The 16,655-nt window shown below is 46.9% G+C and carries 13 protein-coding genes; 11 read left to right on the forward strand and 2 right to left on the reverse strand.

What is annotated here, in order from left to right; all coding sequences use genetic code 11:
- Positions 1-7 precede the first annotated feature (7 nt).
- From ORJ00_RS15295 to ORJ00_RS15325, 7 genes are all read left to right on the forward strand, one after another.
- Positions 8-181 (forward strand): hypothetical protein, encoded by a 174-nt coding sequence (locus ORJ00_RS15295; RefSeq protein WP_306140274.1) that lies wholly within the window; start codon positions 8-10, stop codon positions 179-181.
- Positions 182-217: 36 nt separating this feature from the next.
- Positions 218-346, forward strand: coding sequence for a hypothetical protein (locus tag ORJ00_RS15300; protein WP_306125444.1), 129 nt, complete (start codon positions 218-220; stop codon positions 344-346).
- Between the two features lie 102 nt (positions 347-448).
- Complete coding sequence (gene lepB, locus ORJ00_RS15305) at positions 449-1,369, forward strand: signal peptidase I (protein ID WP_306140275.1); 921 nt, start codon at positions 449-451, stop codon at positions 1,367-1,369.
- A 252-nt stretch (positions 1,370-1,621) separates the two neighbouring features.
- Entirely contained in the window at positions 1,622-2,548 is a 927-nt protein-coding gene (locus ORJ00_RS15310; protein ID WP_306125446.1) for a hypothetical protein, read from the forward strand.
- A gap of 62 nt (positions 2,549-2,610) precedes the next feature.
- Positions 2,611-3,159 (forward strand): DUF1240 domain-containing protein, encoded by a 549-nt coding sequence (locus ORJ00_RS15315; RefSeq protein WP_305977557.1) that lies wholly within the window; start codon positions 2,611-2,613, stop codon positions 3,157-3,159.
- A gap of 268 nt (positions 3,160-3,427) precedes the next feature.
- Positions 3,428-3,727 (forward strand): type II toxin-antitoxin system RelE/ParE family toxin, encoded by a 300-nt coding sequence (locus tag ORJ00_RS15320; protein ID WP_305977556.1) that lies wholly within the window; start codon positions 3,428-3,430, stop codon positions 3,725-3,727.
- 1 nt (position 3,728) lies between these two features.
- Positions 3,729-4,022, forward strand: a complete 294-nt coding sequence (locus ORJ00_RS15325; protein WP_008219304.1) for an addiction module antidote protein — start codon at positions 3,729-3,731, stop codon at positions 4,020-4,022.
- A 198-nt stretch (positions 4,023-4,220) separates the two neighbouring features.
- On the opposite strand, the gene ORJ00_RS15330 is transcribed toward ORJ00_RS15325, so the two are convergent.
- Positions 4,221-4,703, reverse strand: a complete 483-nt coding sequence (locus tag ORJ00_RS15330) for a hypothetical protein (protein WP_305977555.1) — start codon at positions 4,701-4,703, stop codon at positions 4,221-4,223.
- Between the two features lie 256 nt (positions 4,704-4,959).
- On the opposite strand from ORJ00_RS15330, the gene ORJ00_RS15335 reads away from it, so the two are divergent.
- Together ORJ00_RS15335 and thpR are read left to right on the forward strand one after the other, a co-directional pair.
- Entirely contained in the window at positions 4,960-7,248 is a 2,289-nt protein-coding gene (locus tag ORJ00_RS15335) for a YgiQ family radical SAM protein (RefSeq protein WP_306140341.1), read from the forward strand.
- Positions 7,248-7,775: an RNA 2',3'-cyclic phosphodiesterase gene (thpR, locus tag ORJ00_RS15340; RefSeq protein WP_306140276.1), complete on the forward strand. Its 528-nt coding sequence runs from the start codon at positions 7,248-7,250 to the stop codon at positions 7,773-7,775. Before ORJ00_RS15335 ends, thpR begins: the two co-directional genes overlap by 1 nt.
- Positions 7,776-7,778: 3 nt before the next feature.
- Here the strand turns inward: thpR and ORJ00_RS15345 are convergent, their stop codons facing one another.
- On the reverse strand, positions 7,779-8,138 hold the full coding sequence (locus tag ORJ00_RS15345) for a lysozyme inhibitor LprI family protein (protein ID WP_306140277.1): 360 nt from the start codon (positions 8,136-8,138) through the stop codon (positions 7,779-7,781).
- Between the two features lie 306 nt (positions 8,139-8,444).
- On the opposite strand from ORJ00_RS15345, the gene ORJ00_RS15350 reads away from it, so the two are divergent.
- Both ORJ00_RS15350 and pbpC read left to right on the forward strand, forming a co-directional pair.
- Complete coding sequence (locus tag ORJ00_RS15350; RefSeq protein ID WP_306140278.1) at positions 8,445-14,282, forward strand: alpha-2-macroglobulin; 5,838 nt, start codon at positions 8,445-8,447, stop codon at positions 14,280-14,282.
- A 14-nt stretch (positions 14,283-14,296) separates the two neighbouring features.
- Positions 14,297-16,633, forward strand: a complete 2,337-nt coding sequence (pbpC, locus tag ORJ00_RS15355) for a penicillin-binding protein 1C (RefSeq protein WP_306140279.1) — start codon at positions 14,297-14,299, stop codon at positions 16,631-16,633.
- Positions 16,634-16,655 lie beyond the last annotated feature (22 nt).

A 16,655-nucleotide genomic window follows, 5' to 3' on the forward strand; every position in this document is an offset into this window, starting at 1 on the left:
TGAAGATATGACCAACAACAAGGCAATCGCAAAACCTGATACAGAATGTAATCAACTGCAAAAAGTGCCTCACTTTTCAGCTGCCGCATTTAAGCGCGCCAAAAATGCCAAAGCGTCAGCACGCTTATTGGAAGCCATGAAGTTTGTTAAAGCCAGGGCATCTGTCGCACGATGTCGTTAAACATCCCTCAGTGCCACAATGACAGGAGTAACTCTCATGGCAAAAACACTTGTAGGGGCCATTAATGCGCCCTTAGCTTTTGCAGCAAATAAAGCCTTGACCAAGTTTGGTATTTCGGTAAATGTAACAACAAATTTAAGGTTAACTAACCTGATCCGGGGCTAGCTGGAACAGCCAGGCAAACGGCAATATCTGGCACTAAGAGTTTGAGCCTGAGGGTTCAGATAATTGTAGTTTTTCAGATTCGGCGTTTTTTAAGGAAGTAATGTGTATACAGAATGGAAACCTAATAGCTGGATTGCCTTATTGTTTGGATTGCTGTTTCAACCCTTTGTATTTTTATACGTAAACCGGCCACGCTATTTTTTCTTTTATATCGCTTTGACACTGGGCTGCATTTTTCTTACGCAGTATCCAATAAGCGCGGCACTATTTTCAGAAGGTGGCAAAGCGCAGTATTGGCCATACGCCATTACTATCGCTTGTGCCATACATGCGTATATCCTTAGCGCTAACTATGATGTTTCACAAAAAAGAAGCTGGTGGGCAAAATGGTGGACAACGTTGCTCAGTGTCATCGCGGTTTACTCGTCAGTGGTTGTTACCAAAACCTTCTTTTATGACGTGTACTCTATTCCCGCAGCATCAATGAGCCCGGCGTTAAATCCCGGAGATCATGTCGTGGTTAGTAAGCATGGTTTTGGTAACTATTCTTATGCTGGAATACCTGTGTTGCAAACTAAATCAACCGCGACAGTGCAACGTGGTGACATAGTCGTGTTTAGAAAGCCCGAAAATGAAACAACAGACTTCATCAAGCGGGTAATAGCAGGTCCGGGAGATAAAATATACTACCTACATAAACGCCTATATCTGACCAGAGCATGCGATGGATGCTTAGAATACGAACTGATTGATAATGTGGAATTGGATAAGGCAGCTGAGAGTGAGATTTCACAATATCAGGAGACACTGGACAGGCAAAAGTATCAAATCCAGCAGAACACTGCTAAACCCGACTTTATACAACATTACTTCCGTCAGCAGGGGATGCGCTCGGGTGAGTGGCTGGTGCCTGCCGGACATTATTTTGTGATGGGTGATAATCGCGATAATAGTTTGGACAGCAGATATTGGGGCTTTGTGCCTGAGCAAAATATTGTCGGTAAAGCTGTGTATATTTTTTAACTCGATATGCGGTGTTACAGCTACGACTAAGTCAGCCGGGCTGGATCTGCTCAGGTGTACTAGCCCTGAGCTTTAGCGCTAACTGGCTGCGCACTAAACAGGCTCGTAACAATTGGATCTGACCCTATAGGTTCATAGTTCTTTAGTAGCTGTAGATTTTTGATTTTGAATTTCACCAAAAAGTAACAAATAAGTTGCAATTATTGTATGCCTTTCTAAAATAACCTCCTCTCTTTTATACAAAGAATGTTTATGACGGCATATCTGGCACAACAGCAAGCTCAGCGTATTCAGTTGCAACAGCAGTTGGAAAAGGATTTAGCAGAAAGTCAGGCTGATATTTATGTACTAAATGCGCGTGAACTGACGGAGTTTTGGCTTACTGTGCAGCGGCATGAAGGTAAGACACAGCCGCAAATTGAAGCGATGTTCAAAGATTTGACAGGTTTAGATTTAGCGAAACAGCTGTTAGCCACTAGTCGTGACTATGGTTCAGCTAGTAAAGATGCAGCTACCGTGGCGGTGCTGGGTGTTGATTTGAAGCGCGGTAGCCGGTTTTTTGAAACCTTCCGGACAGTTAAACAAGGCGGGCAGACTTATATTATTTTTAAAGGGAATCACCGCGCGCGTTTAATTATTAAAGGTACTCGTTATCTGGCTACTAACACAGTGATGTTGAAAATGGCTATTGGTGGCGAAGGGCTGAAAAAGTCTGCCAAAAGCGGTTTTCTGGTATCGGTTATTTTCTCAACGACCTTACATAGTATCCAGTGGCTGTTTGAGGATGAATACCGTTGGACAAATTGGCTAGCCGGTGTTTCAACAGACTTAGTAAAAATTGCAATTGCCAGTACGGCAGGTTATTTAGCAAGTATTGGCACTGCGGCATTTATGACAGCCGTTACCGGAGCAACGATTGCAGTAGTTCCTTTAGCTGTTGGTATTGCGGTATGTATCGGCGTGGGTTTTATATTGAATGTTATCGACAACCACTTTCAAATCACTCAGAGTTTGATTCGACATTTAGAACAAAAAGAGCTCGAAGTTAAACGCGCAGCGACTGAGGGTATTTATTATTTTATTCGATCTGCAACCGAGTCGGTAAAGCGGCAATTAGTGCGCTCAGCCATTAGAAAGCTCAACGATCTAGCTAAAATTCCTTTTCAGCTATGGAGTTGAAAACTAAAGCAATAATGGCCGCAATCGGGCTGGCCGTTTTTTCGTTACTAATGATAGCCTTAATGGTTTGGCTTTTTCCTTTACAACTCGAAAGCCAGCTTGAAGCCATTTATAGCGGCAGACAACTTATCGTTATAAGTGGATCTGATGCTTATGCTCCAGGTGTAATAGTGTTTCTTGTGGTACTGCTGCTATTTTGTATCAGATCTACATTCTACTTAATTCGCAGCAAACAACCCTCAGTAAAAGGTGAACGGTTCGTTAAAGCGTTTTCGACAGCGATGCTGATCAGTTTTGCCTTTATTTTTTTGGGTAACTATCTAATTAATAGCTATTTTGAGTCTAAAGTAGCTGAGAAGGGGTATCAACCTTGTCCTGCAACAACGCTGCTGTTTACCCGTGTTACTTACAGTGCCTGGACACTAAATCCCGCCTTGTGTTACGACGCTGACGTAAAGCGTATCGTGCAGCGAGGAGGGTGGAGTGAGTCAAAAGAAGTCGAGCAAATGCTACAGCAACGGCAAAGACAGCAGGAAGCACGCCAACAGTTTTTGCTGCAGGAAGAACAACTTAAACAGCAGCGCCTGCAAAGGGCAGCTGAATCGAAGTAAGAATAAATGAAATATAACGTAAGGGCGCAGTATTGCGCCCTTTGTTTTTGCAGCAAATAAAGCCTTGACCAAGTTTATTTTTTCGGTAAATGGCTGTTACGCCATTACTACAACTCAATCCTATCTTATCAAAGATTTGCTTACTTTCTGTTGCTTGCTAAGGTTGATTAAAAGTTAATTGTAAGCGTGCAACGATATGCGCCTGCTTACAAGATTTGCTTGTAACACAAGATAATCTTGCAAAAAGTATCTTGAGGGATACACTGTAATGGTAAAGCAAATAAAAGCAACTGAGCAGTTTAGTTACTGGCTGGATAGCTTAAAGGATATTCAAGGCAGAGCGCGCATTCAGGCCCGAATACAGCGTCTTGCTGCTGGTAATCCTGGTGTCTATCGCAATTTAAAGTTGGGCGTGTCAGAGCTGAAAATTGATGTCGGGCCCGGATACAGGGTGTATTACACGCAGCGGCACAATGTGCTGATAATCCTGTTGTGTGGCGGTGATAAAGCAAGCCAGCGTGCCGATATCGAAGTAGCATATCAATTAGTAAACAATCTTGAGGTGTAACATGAGCATAAAACTGCAAGATTACGATGTAGCAGAGCACCTGCGTACACCAGAGGAGATGGCGGCGTACCTTGAAGCCTCAATTGCCGAATGTGATGGTGATGCCAGCTTTGTTGCCAAAGCATTGGGGGATATTGCCCGTGCCAAAGGCATGGCCACACTGGCGCGTGATACCGGTCTTGGTCGCGAGAGCTTATATAAAGCACTATCCGCTGATGGCAATCCGCAATTAAGCACGGTACTAAAAGTCGCCAAAGCACTTGGCTTGCAATTCAGCGTCAAGCCAGCGGCATAACAGCCACACCAAACCAACGTAGGGGCGCATTATTGCGCCCTGAGTTTTTACAGCAAATAAAGCCTTGACCAAGTTGAGTTTTTCGGTAAATGTAAAACAAGTTTGAAACTAACTAGCTTTACTCGGTGGCGGTTAAACGGTTCAATCAAAAAGTAATAATTGAAACTGACTATGAAGGTTTCTGAGACTCCAAGGTTGCTACTTTAGACTTCTGATATCAGTGTTCCAATTATCGGGTCGAAATTCGTTTTCAGATGTAATGGGTAAAACTGCAGGTAATTCAATCCAGTATTTGTTTCCGTCGCTTGCTTTAATTTGAGCTAGTTCCGTATTGATATGGAATTCCTTTTTGAGTAACCCATATACAATCGTATTTTCTCGAAGATATCTGCAGTTTTTATCTAAATCCCTGAAAGGTTGAACGTCGTTGCTATAGATTCTCTCTATAGCTTGCTTCCAATATTTAATCTCAATACATGCAGAACTTCCATGTTTGAAGGTTATGTATTTTGGCGGCGTAATTTTAGAAATCTCGGTAAGCTCTTGCTCTTTTAGCTCAGTGAAGCATTTAGCTTTATCCTGTTCATTTTTATAAGCGTTGCATACTTTCTCTGCAATTGTCGTCATTGCAAGTGGCTGAAAAGATATTAATAAAATAATGAATGTCAGGTAGGCTTTCACTTTCAATCCTTAAAAATAGTCAGAGAATACAAAGAAATAGAGCTAAAAAATCAAGTTTAAAAAGCGTATTTCTTTGAGTTAATGAAAGTATAATATTCGAGGTGTTGTAGCAAGGACTTTAAAGTCTTTGAAGCTTGCAGCCACCATTCGCCTTTCCTTTGCAGTCCTTGTATAATACGCGCCCTTGTTCCGCTCTGGTGCTTAATTTATGTCCACTGCTGCTCCCGTTTCCCGCAAGTCTGCCCCTGTAGCACGCATGGCGCCTGAGCGCGATTTATTCAGCTACCCCAAATACTGGGCCGAGTGCTATGGCACGGCACCGTTTTTACCTATGTCGCGCGCTGAGATGGATGTACTTGGCTGGGACAGCTGCGATGTTATTTTGGTTGTAGGCGATGCCTACGTAGACCACCCCAGCTTTGGTATGGCCGTAGTAGGGCGCATGTTAGAAGCGCAGGGTTTTCGGGTGGGTATTATTTCGCAGCCCGATTGGCACAGCAAAGACGACTTTATGCGCCTGGGTAAGCCGAACCTGTTTTATGGTGTGTCGGCTGGCAATATGGACTCGATGATTAACCGCTACACTGCGGATAAAAAGCTGCGCCACGATGATGCCTATACCGCAGGTGATATTGGCGGCAAACGGCCGGACCGGGCGGTTACGGTATACACCCAGCGCTGTAAAGAAGCCTATAAAGATGTGCCGGTGATTATTGGTGGTATTGAAGCCAGCTTACGCCGTATTGCCCATTATGATTACTGGTCAGAGAAAATACGCCGTTCGGTCATTTTTGATGCCAAGGCCGATATTCTTATTTATGGCAATGCCGAGCGGCCTTTGGTCGAAGTGGCGCACCGTATTGCTTCGGGCGTGCCGGTAAACGAGATACAAGATGTACGCGGTACGGCCGTTATTCGCAAAGAGCCATTACCTGGCTGGCGCGGGGTAGACTCTACCGCGATAGATAAAATTGGCAAAATTGACCCGATATACAACCCTTATGGTGCCGATGATGTCGGCTGCAGCAGCTATTCTGAATTCGCCAAAGCCGGTATCGATTTAACCAAGCCGGCAGAAGTGGAAGCCAAGCCGATTTTAGTGCAGCCGCCACGGCAAAAGCCGTGGGAACAAACTTACGTTAAGCTACCGGCGTTTGAGCAGGTAAGCGTAAATAAGCCGTTGTATGCCCATGCCTCACGGATTTTGCACCAGGAAACTAACCCGGGCTGTGCCCGCGCAATAATGCAGCGCCATGGCGACCGGCATTTGTGGGTAAACCCACCGGCGTTTCCGCTTAGCACGGAAGAGATGGATTTAGTGTTTGGCCTGCCGTATCAGCGTGTACCGCATCCGGTCTATGGCAAAGATAAAATTCCCGCTTACGAGATGATTAAAACCTCGGTGAATATCATGCGCGGCTGCTTTGGTGGCTGCTCGTTCTGTTCTATTACCGAGCATGAAGGCCGTGTTATTCAAAGTCGCTCGAAAGAGTCGATAATGCAAGAGATTAAGGATATTCGCGACAAAGTGCCGGGTTTTACCGGCGTGATATCCGATCTTGGTGGCCCTACTGCCAATATGTACCGCTTAAATTGTAAAAACCCTAAAGCCGAGCAAACCTGTCGTAGGCCAAGTTGTGTGTACCCCACCATTTGCGAGCATATGGACACCGACCAAAGCCCAACGGTAGAGCTGTATCGTGAAGCGCGTAATTTGCCCGGCATTAAAAAAGTACTGGTAGCCTCCGGCGTACGTTACGATTTAGCGGTAGAAGACCCGAATTATGTGCGCGAGCTGGTGCAGCATCATGTTGGCGGCTATTTAAAAATAGCGCCGGAGCATACCGAAGAAGGCCCGTTATCGAAGATGATGAAGCCGGGTATGGGCGCCTATGACAAGTTTAAAGAAATGTTCGACCGCTTTAGCAAAGAAGCCGGTAAAGAGCAGTTCTTAATTCCGTACTTTATTGCGGCGCACCCTGGCACCACCGATATGGACATGGTTAACCTGGCGTTATGGCTGAAAGAGCATGATTTTAAACTGGATCAGGTACAAAACTTTTACCCCAGCCCAATGGCAAATGCGACCACCATTTACCACACGGAAATGAACTCGCTGAAAAATATTAATAAAGCGAATTCAGAAGTAGTACCGGTGCCCAAAGGTGAACGCCAGCGCCGCTTGCACAAGGCCATACTGCGCTACCACGACCCCAAAGGCTGGCCGCAAATTCGCGAAGCGCTGATTAAAATGGGCTTAAAGCATTTAATTGGCCGCAGCAAAGGTTGTTTAGTGCCAGAAGAAAGTCGCGACGAGCAGTTTAAAAAGCCAGGCAAAGGTGGCAAACCTGCACTTAGCCGCCACACCGGTTTAAACCCAGCAGCCAGTGCTATAGCTAAAACCGGTAAAAAGCCATTTGCAGCAAAGCCCAGCTCTAAAAAGGGGGCGAAGCCAGCCGCTAACGACAGTAGCTGTGGGACAGTCAATAGCGGAAAACCGCAGGCTAAAGCCGGTGGTAAAACCCCATCCCGGTCTAAAAGCTAATGCAAAGGCTGTTTTTCAGCCTTAAATTCTCCCATGCGCAGCAACAACAGTTGCTGCCGTATCAGCAACAAGCACTGGCGATATGCCCTGACGCTAAAGCTGTAGCTAGCGGCAACCTGCACTTAACACTGTTTTTCTTAGGCCAGACAGATAGCGAACAGCAACAGCGGCTGATTAGCGCCGCAGGGCGTATTAAATTAGCCCAATTTAGTATCACGCTGGATACTTTAAGCTGTTTTAACAAGCCGAAAATTTTGTATTTGGCGCCGTCGCAGCTACCCGACGCCCTGTTGCAGTTACAGCAGCAAGTGTCAGAGTGTTGTCTCGCAGAAGGTTTTAGCGATATTCATGATAAATACCGGCCGCATATTACGCTGGCTAGGCAGGCAAGGTATTCATGGAAATTTAAGCAGAGGGTAGCGCCGTTAATGCTGGATGTAAGTGAGTTTGCGCTTTATTTATCCGACAATATAAATGGCAAGGTGCGTTATAGCCCCTTGCACATTTATCGCCTTGGTTTGGTTTAACGCTTAAAAGCCCGTCTCAAACTGCGCGGTAGCTTGTAAGATCTCATAAGTGCCATCAGTATATAAAACGGTAGCTTTACCTACATGGTAGCTATAAGGTGGAATTGCTTTAGTGCAGCTGGTTGCGCTAGTACTGCAACCGGTAGTACGCTCAGACCAAATAACTGAAGAAACGGGTTTTTGAATACCCACAATACGCCAGATAGCATTGTTTGGCTTTCTATCTAATGTATATTCGAAACTTGAACATTCTCCGGTTGACCACTGATCATAATTCGCTGTATCAACCATACATTCCATTTGCGCAGCCATAGTAGAACCAGATGCCATTAAAAGACCCAGAGCAGTAAGAATTTTTTTCATTGTTTTTCCTTATTGATATTTTTGTCTTGGTTGTTTTGCTTAACGCTGTAACAGTCAATAATGGAATTAAAATTGGGTCAAATGATAAATTTGCATCAAAAAATTATCATTAAATTATCATTTTGTTTTTTGAATTGCCGTGCTGGCTGTATACTGCAGTGTGATAGCAAATGTACTTAAGAATGCTGATGTAACCCTTGTTTAGGCGTTAGTGCTTAAGCGAGGTAATACAAACTGTTATAGTTCATGCTCGATTAATTTTCGCCGCTTATACTCGCTGAAGCCTTTCGCTTACAAGGATTAGTTATGCCTGCCTCCGGGTCATTGTTATACAAAATATTTGGGTCTATTCAGTGGGTCGCTCCTGGCTGGTTGGCACAACTTAGGAAAAATGCACAGCAGCGGCCTACAAAGTTTTGGGGGATAATTGTGGCAATGCTGGCGCTGGTTGGTAGTGCTGTTGGAGGCTATTACTACTATCAACAACTGCCTAAACCGTTGCGAATAATAGCAACAGTGACCAACCCAGAAGTAGGGCATTATCAGGACGATGTAGAGCAACCAACCTTACTCCGCTTAAAATTTAACTACGACATGCGCAACCAGCCACAACGGCAACCTGTACTGGCGCCGTTATCCGCCGCGCGGCTGGATTTAATTGGCGAAGTGTTAACCGAGGGTGTAAGTATTACACCAGACATTGCCGGCAAGTGGCTGTGGCAGGATGACAACACACTAACTTTTACACCAGAGCAGGCTTGGCCGGCGGGCAGTCGTTTTGATGTGAAGCTGGATAAACGTATTTTTGCGGTAGGTATGCGGTTGTCGGAATTTGAATACACAGTTAATACTGCGCCTTTAACAGTAAACATTAACCAACTTCGTTTTTATCAGCACCCAACTGAGCAAGCCACGCGCCAAATCGTTGCGACATTAAATTTTAGCCATCCAGTTGATATTGACAGTGTTAAAGCACAAATGTCGCTGATAATGCGCCCAGATGGTGGTGAGGTGAGTAGCAAAGGTCAACCACTGGCATTTGAATTAAGCGCCAATAAAACCGGCCGCGAGCTCTACGTGCAATCAATTGCGCTTACCTTGCCAGAGCGAGAACAGTACTTAACCTTGTCGTTAAAGCGCGGTATTAAGGCGCGATTGGGCAAGGGCACAACAGAGAATGACAGTGCCCAGCAATTATTGGTACCGGATAAAACCAGTTTTTTAAAGGTAGACGAGCTGCGTACCGATATTGTTCGTACACCTGAGCAAGAACCCGAGCAAATGTTGTTGCTGAGTTTTACCGATCCCATTAGCCGCACGGAATTACAAAACAAGCTTAAATTATACGTTTTACCTAAGCATCCAAAACGAAACTCGAATTATTGGGCACCGGGAGAGGTAAACAATAGCGTATTGCAGCAAGCTAATTTGCATAGTTTTGAGCTGATGCCAACCCCGGAGCAGCATAATAACGCCTTTAGCATTAAACTGGATTTACCACCAGGCCAAAGTGTATTTGTGAGTGTCGCTAAGGGCCTGCAGTCGGTTAGTGATTTTAGCTTAGCTAGCGAATACCGTGCTGTGGTTAAGGCACCTAAGTACCCGCAAGAAGCCCGCATTATGGGTGAAGGCGCTATGCTAACATTAAGCGGTGAGCAGACGTTGCAATTGCTAAGCCGCGGTGTAAAAGGCGTTCGGGTAAAGCTGCACAAATTGTTGCCACAGCAGCTAAACCACTTTATCAGCCAAACCAGTGGTGATATTAGCCAGCCACACTTTTTTAACTACAACTTTGATGAAAGCAACATCAGCAGCCTGTATGAAAAAACCTTTTCTTTGGCAAGCAGCCACGCCAAACAGGCTAATTATCTGTCATTAGCATTGCAACCCTATCTGGCTAAAGCCGGTATGGGGGTGTTTTTTATTCAATTGTCTGAATTTGACCCGGCACGGCCAAAACAACAAGGCCGTGAGTTAGATAAGCGAGTCGTGCTAGTGACTGATTTAGGGCTATTGGTAAAACATAATGCGGATACAACGCAGCAGGTTTTTGTCATGTCTACAGCCAATGGTAAGCCTGTTGCCGGTGCGAAGGTAGCACTGTTGGGGAAAAACGGCGTGGCGGTGCAAAACGGCACCACCGATGCAAATGGCAGTGTCAAACTGGGCAAGACGAATGGCTTTGTGCGTGAGCGTCAACCGGTAGTGTATTTAGTAAGCCGCACCAGTAATGGCGTAACGGATAGCAGCTTTATTCCCTATGACCGCTACAGCCGGCAGTTGGATTACTCTAAATTTAATACCAGTGGCCGCTATCAGAGTGAGCAAAGTGAAAAGGGTTTAAGCGCCTATATGTTTAGCGATAGGGGTATTTACCGCCCCGGTGAACAGGTGCAACTGGCGGCGATAATTCGCCATAACGATTTATCGTTAGCAGAGCAAAAACTACCGCTAAAAATTCACGTGCAGGGACCGCGCGGTACAACCTTTTGGCAGCAAAATTTTCAATTGAGTGGTCGTGGTATGCACAGTTTTAGTGTGGACACGCAAGCCAACAGTGACACCGGTAACTATCATGCCAATATTAGCTTGCTCGATACTAAAGGCAATACCACACGGCATTTGGGTTCAGTAAGTTTTGCTGTGGAAGAATTTCAACCCGATACGTTAAAAATTAGCAGTCGCTTTAACCAAAACATTTCGGCGACGGCAGCCCAGGGCTGGTTATCACCGGAAAATTTAGTTGCCCTGGTGCAGTTAGACAACCTGTTTGGCACCCCAGCACAGCAGCGCAAAGTAACGGCTAAATTTGAGCTGATCCCAACCCACTTTAACTTTAGTGAATACCCGGATTATCGCTTTCTCGCGCCACAAAGCGAGCAAGTTAACCGGGCCAGTGTGCGACAGAGCCTGGATGAGCAGCAAACCGACGCTGACGGTAAAGCCAGTTTTAACCTGCCGTTATCGCAATATAGCGGCGGTACTTATCGTCTTCTATTAACAACGGAGGGTTTCGACGGTGGCGGTGGCAGAAGTGTACAAAGCAGGCATAGTGCTTTGCTATCACCGTTAAACGAGTTGGTCGGCATAAAAACTGATGGTGAGCTGAGCTACCTGAAAAAACAACAAAGCCGTAATGTGGAATTTATTGCCGTTAATAATGCGTTAGCGCAAATTGCGCTAGAGGAATTAACGCTGAAGCTGGTTGAAAAGCGGCCGCTGTCTAGCCTGGTTAAGCAGAACGATGGTACCTATCAGTACCAGAGCATAGTACAGCAGATTAATGTGAGTGAAACGCCGTTTAGTATCGCGGCACAGGGCAGCACCTATGCATTACCAACTGACACCGCCGGTGATTATGAGTTGCTGCTGCAAAAGGGTGAACAGTTATTAGGCAGCATTGCGTTTAGTGTAATAGGTGCCGGTAATATCAGTGCCATGCTGGAAAAAAATGCCGCGCTTAACGTTCGGCTGGATAAAACGGATTACAAAGCCGGTGACCGTATAGAGCTGAATATTACTGCGCCCTATACCGGTACTGGTTTAATTAGCATTGAAACTGACAAAGTGCATGCCTTTAGCTGGTTTACTGCCGACACCACCAGCAGTATTCAGCATATTCAGTTGCCTGAGGGGATTGAAGGCAATGCGTATATCAATGTGAGCTTTGTGCGCGGTGCCGACTCTGATGCGCTGTTTGTTAGCCCGCTAAGCTATGCTGTGGTGCCATTTAATATTGACCGCAGTAAACGTCAGCTAGATATTAGCCTGGTAGCGCCACAAGAAGTTCGGCCGGGTAAACCCTTCACGCTAGGCTATAAAACCGACCAACCCGCTGATTTACTGTTGTATGGTGTTGATGAAGGCATTTTACAGGTGGCGGGGTATCAGCTGCCGGATCCGTTGTCGCATTATTTGCAAAAACGGGCATTGCAGGTACGCAGCTTGCAAATGCTGGATTTAATTTTACCAGAATTCAGTGCGTTACAGCGTCAGTTGGCTGGCGTGGGCGGTGATGCTGAGCGAAGGGCAATGGCCGCAGCGATGCTGGACAGTAACTTAAACCCCTTTGCGCGCAAGGCCGATCAACCCGGAGTATTTTGGTTAGGCATCGTAAAAGCCGGCCCAGAGTTAGCTTCTGGGCAGGTCACTGTTCCCGCTAGCTTCAGTGGCAATTTGAAATTAATGGCGGTAGCGGTAAGTGATGCCGCGTTATCGGCCACCAGTAAAGATGTGCGGGTACGCGGCCCCTTCGTATTAACACCGGATGTGCTCACCAGTGCAGCCCCCGGTGATGAGTTTGATGTGAGTGTGTCTGTGGCTAACGGTGTAAAAGGCTCAGGTAAAGATGCAGCGATCAGAGTTCAGTTAACCTTGCCCGATAGCCTAAGTGCTGTGGGGGCAACTGAGCAGGTACTTAATATCAGCGAAAACAGTGAACAAAGCGCGCGCTTTAGGCTAAAAGCGGGTGATAAGCCCGGTGAAGCCAGCCTGAGCTTTAGCGCTACGTATCAGCAAGGTGAGCTAATAGAAGATGCCAGTCGTGATATTAGCCTGAGTATTCGTCCGGCCAGTGATTACCACACTACGCTGCAGGCAGGGTTTGCGGATAAGGGGCCGGTGACATTAGATACACGTTATCCGTTGTATACCGAGTTTGCGCAGCAGCATGTTATTGCCTCGGCTAATCCGCTGGTGCTGGCTGAAAGCTTTACCGATTATCTCTCACACTACCCACACGGTTGTACCGAGCAGGTGGTGTCGCAGGTATTCCCCTGGATAGGGCTTGTGCAGCAGCCAGCGTATCAAGCGCAGTGGCCAATGCTAAATGAAAAATTTGCCGTGTTAATACAAAAATTGGCTGAGCGCCAGCAAAGTGATGGCGGTTTCAGTTTTTGGCCGGGTGGCTACAGCAGTGGAGACTTCCCCAGCATTTATGTGATGCACTTTTTGCTGGCCGCGCGGGAGCAAGGGCTGGCAGTACCCGATTATTTGTATCAACAAGGCATAGAATATTTGCGTAATGTTGCCAGGCAAAGTGGAGCTAATTTGTATCAAGCACGCTTGCGCGCCAATGCAATTTACCTGTTAACCCGCAGCGGTGAAGTGACTACCAATTATCTGGTGGAATTGCACGAACGCCTGGAAAAACAGCATAAGCAAGGCTGGCAGGGTGACATTACTGCTATTTATATGGCCGCCAGTTATCAGTTATTACAAAAGCCGGAATTAGCCCGTGGTTTGTTATCGGGGTATCGTTTGGGCAAGCCTTCTACATTGCAAAGCAGCTATTTGGCACAAGTTACTCTGCCGTTACCGCCGTTTGCTAACCCGGCTTTTCAGTCACAACTTAGCTTGGATGCCCAGTATGTTTATTTACTGGCAAGCCATTTTGCTGAACAAGCCAACGCATTGAATGGAAGAGACATACTAGATTTATTGCAGCCGGTATTTAAAGGCGAGTACAACACTATTGGCTCAGCATATACCGTACTGGCATTGTCAGCTTACGGCCAGCTTCAGCCGGACTCAGTGGCTGTAGCCCCTAAGTTTTATCAACTTGATGACAAAGGGCGGCGTACTGCACTGTCAAAGGCGGATAACGCCAATGCCATACCGCGCGCGGTCTTTACGACGAGTGCTGAGAAAATATTGCTTGAAAGCCAACAGCAGCTGTTTTACGCCTTAAGTGAAAGTGGTTATGCCAAGCAACCGGCAACAAAAGCGCAAGCGCAGCAATTGGAAGTCGTGCGCGATTATTTAGACGCAGACGGCAATAGCGTTACCCACGCCAAGCAAGGTGAAGAGCTTACTGTGCGCTTGCGACTGCGTAGTTTAACAACGGGCTGGCACAGCAATATTGCCGTGGTAGATTTATTACCAGCAGGCTTTGCTGTAGTGCGTAGTTCTGTACCGCGTCAAAATGGGCGTTGGCGCGCCGACTATGTCGATATTCGTGAAGACAGAGTAGTGTATTACGCCAGTTTTGGTCCGCAGATGACTGAGCTGCGTTATCAGGTAAAAGTCACGGCGGCCGGCGACTTTATAATACCCATGGCATCAGCACAGTCGATGTACGATCTTTCAGTTTATGCCAGTACCGCAGTAGGACGCTTTGTGGTGAATGCGGCAGATACTGACTAAGCCGGACTGTGACAGTGATAGATAAAAGGCGATTAAGCGTTTGGCAATGGCGGGTACTGGCAGCAGCGGGTGTGTTTTTGCTGTTGCCGCTGTTAATGCTGATACTGTCGCCAAAACCAACACTTTATAGCGGCTATCAGCAAAGTAGTGCATATTTTTCGGCTGAGGGAGAATTGTTAAGTCTGCGGTTGGCTGGCGATCAACGTTACCGCTTACGAGTACCTCTGGCAGATATTGCTCCGGCATTGCAAAAGGCTACGCTGTTATATGAAGACAGGCAGTTTTATCGTCATTTTGGTGTCGACCTCAGCGCGGTGGGCCGGGCCTTCTGGCAAGGTGTTATTAAAGGGGGCAGACGACAAGGCGCATCAACACTGAGTATGCAATTAGCGCGGCTGCACTTTAAACTGAATACCAGCACCATGGGCGGTAAGCTGCAGCAGCTGGTGTATGCGCTTTATCTGGAACGACATTTTTCGAAAGATGACATCCTCGAAGCTTACTTCAATTACGCCCCTTACGGCGGCAACATTGAAGGTGTGGCCGCGGCCAGCTTGATTTACTTTGGCAAAGAAGCAAGCCGTTTAACGGTAGCCGAAGCGCTGGCGCTTAGCGTGATCCCTCAAAACCCGAACCAGCGTAGCCCGTTAAGCACAGCAGGTGAACAGCAACTGGAACTGGCGCGTCAGCGCTTAGTGACATTGTGGTTGCAGCAGTATCCGCTGGCAGATCAAAGCATGGCACAACGTTTAAGCTTGCCGCTGCAGTTTAATAACCGAGCCGATTTAGCCTACGATGCGCCGCATTTTATTAACCAGCTACAAGTGCAGGGGCTAACAGAAGGGCGTTTTTACACCAGCTTGCAGCAAAAGACGCAACAGCAAATTCAGCGAGGTGTAGCAGGGTATTTGCGTCGCAACAGTGATAAAGGCTTTACCAATGCCAGTGTGCTGTTGGTAAAACGCAGCACCATGCAGATACAAGCCTGGCTGGGCTCAGCCGATTTTTATAATACGGCTATTTCGGGCCAGGTTGATGGTGTTACGGCGCTGCGCTCACCGGGCTCGGCACTAAAGCCATTTGTGTATGCTTTGGCCTTGCAACAGGGCGTTATTCATCCGCAAAGTTTGCTAAATGATCTGCCGCGCCGTTATGGTAGTTTTAACCCGGAAAACTTTGACCGGCGCTTTGTCGGCCCGGTAAATGCCACGGAAGCGCTGATCAACAGCCGTAATGTACCCGCAGTACAATTACAGGCCAGCCTTACCAAGCCGGATTTTTATCACTGGTTAAAGCAAGCACAAGTGCCGCTGCAATATAAGCCAGAACACTATGGCTTGGCGTTAGTATTGGGGGGTATGGAGCTGAGCATGCAGCATCTGGTGCAGTTGTATGCCATGCTGGGTAATGGCGGCAACTGGCAAACTATGCAATGGCAAGCACAGCCGGTAACGGCTGCTACACAAGCGTTGTTATCACCTGAAGCGGCGTTTTTAACCCTGGATATGCTGCGACAACATACTAAACCTCAAACGGCTTTACTGACTGAATTGATAGACACTGCTCCGGTAGCGTGGAAAACCGGTACCTCTTATGCGTTTCGTGATGCCTGGGCGATAGGGCTTAGTGGTGACTATGTTTTAGCCGTGTGGTTGGGTAATTTTGATGGCAGCTCTAACCCTAACCTGGTCGGGCGCGCCGCTGCCGGCCCGTTATTATTTGAATTGTTAGCCCTGTTGCCACGCGATGTTGCGGCAGAAAAGCAACTATTTACCGCCGATAATAGTCTTAACCTCAAGCAAATAGTCTTGTGTAGTCGCAGTGGTGAGCTGCCAAATAAATACTGCCCGCAAACACAGCCGGGTTGGTTTATTCCCGGGGTGTCGCCAATTAGCGTGTCAAATGTACACCGGGCTGTACCGATATATGTTGATACCGATCTAAGAGCGTGCCGACATTCGCCGCCGCAAACAGAACTAAAAGTGTTTGAATTCTGGCCGTCTGATATCGCAGAGGCTTACCAGCAGGCGGGTATCTTACTGACCTTACCGCCACCGTATCAGGATGCGTGCGGTTCAGGGGTGTTATTATCGCAACAAGCGCCGCAAATTCGATCGCCTCAGCCAGGTTTAACCTATCAGCTGGGTAAACATGCCGATCAGCAAAAAATTGCCCTGCAGGCTAGCTTTGATGGTGCAGTTACCCAAGTACATTGGTTTATTGATAACCGCTACCTTGGCGTTGCAGCGCCTGGTGAAACCGTATTTTGGCATGGAGAAGCGGGTGAGTTTCAGCTTAGAGTCGTAGATGATTTGGGTGGGGTGGCGACTCAACGTTTACAGGTACAGTAGCCGGTGGGTGCTTATAGGCGTT

This window comes from Rheinheimera baltica (assembly GCF_030731985.1).
GTDB lineage: Bacteria > Pseudomonadota > Gammaproteobacteria > Enterobacterales > Alteromonadaceae > Alishewanella > Alishewanella baltica.

Excerpts from the sequence above, each read along its gene's own strand:
- ORJ00_RS15295 (WP_306140274.1), top strand. The coding sequence starts at position 8 with ATGACCAACAACAAGGCAATCGCAAAACCTGATACAGAATGTAATCAA.
- ORJ00_RS15300 (WP_306125444.1), top strand. The coding sequence starts at position 218 with ATGGCAAAAACACTTGTAGGGGCCATTAATGCGCCCTTAGCTTTTGCA.
- ORJ00_RS15310 (WP_306125446.1), top strand. The coding sequence starts at position 1,622 with ATGACGGCATATCTGGCACAACAGCAAGCTCAGCGTATTCAGTTGCAA.
- ORJ00_RS15315 (WP_305977557.1), top strand. The coding sequence starts at position 2,611 with ATGGTTTGGCTTTTTCCTTTACAACTCGAAAGCCAGCTTGAAGCCATT.
- ORJ00_RS15320 (WP_305977556.1), top strand. The coding sequence starts at position 3,428 with ATGGTAAAGCAAATAAAAGCAACTGAGCAGTTTAGTTACTGGCTGGAT.
- ORJ00_RS15325 (WP_008219304.1), top strand. The coding sequence starts at position 3,729 with ATGAGCATAAAACTGCAAGATTACGATGTAGCAGAGCACCTGCGTACA.
- ORJ00_RS15335 (WP_306140341.1), top strand. The coding sequence starts at position 4,960 with ATGGCGCCTGAGCGCGATTTATTCAGCTACCCCAAATACTGGGCCGAG.
- thpR (WP_306140276.1), top strand. The coding sequence starts at position 7,248 with ATGCAAAGGCTGTTTTTCAGCCTTAAATTCTCCCATGCGCAGCAACAA.
- ORJ00_RS15345 (WP_306140277.1), bottom strand. The coding sequence starts at position 8,138 with ATGAAAAAAATTCTTACTGCTCTGGGTCTTTTAATGGCATCTGGTTCT.
- ORJ00_RS15350 (WP_306140278.1), top strand. The coding sequence starts at position 8,445 with ATGCCTGCCTCCGGGTCATTGTTATACAAAATATTTGGGTCTATTCAG.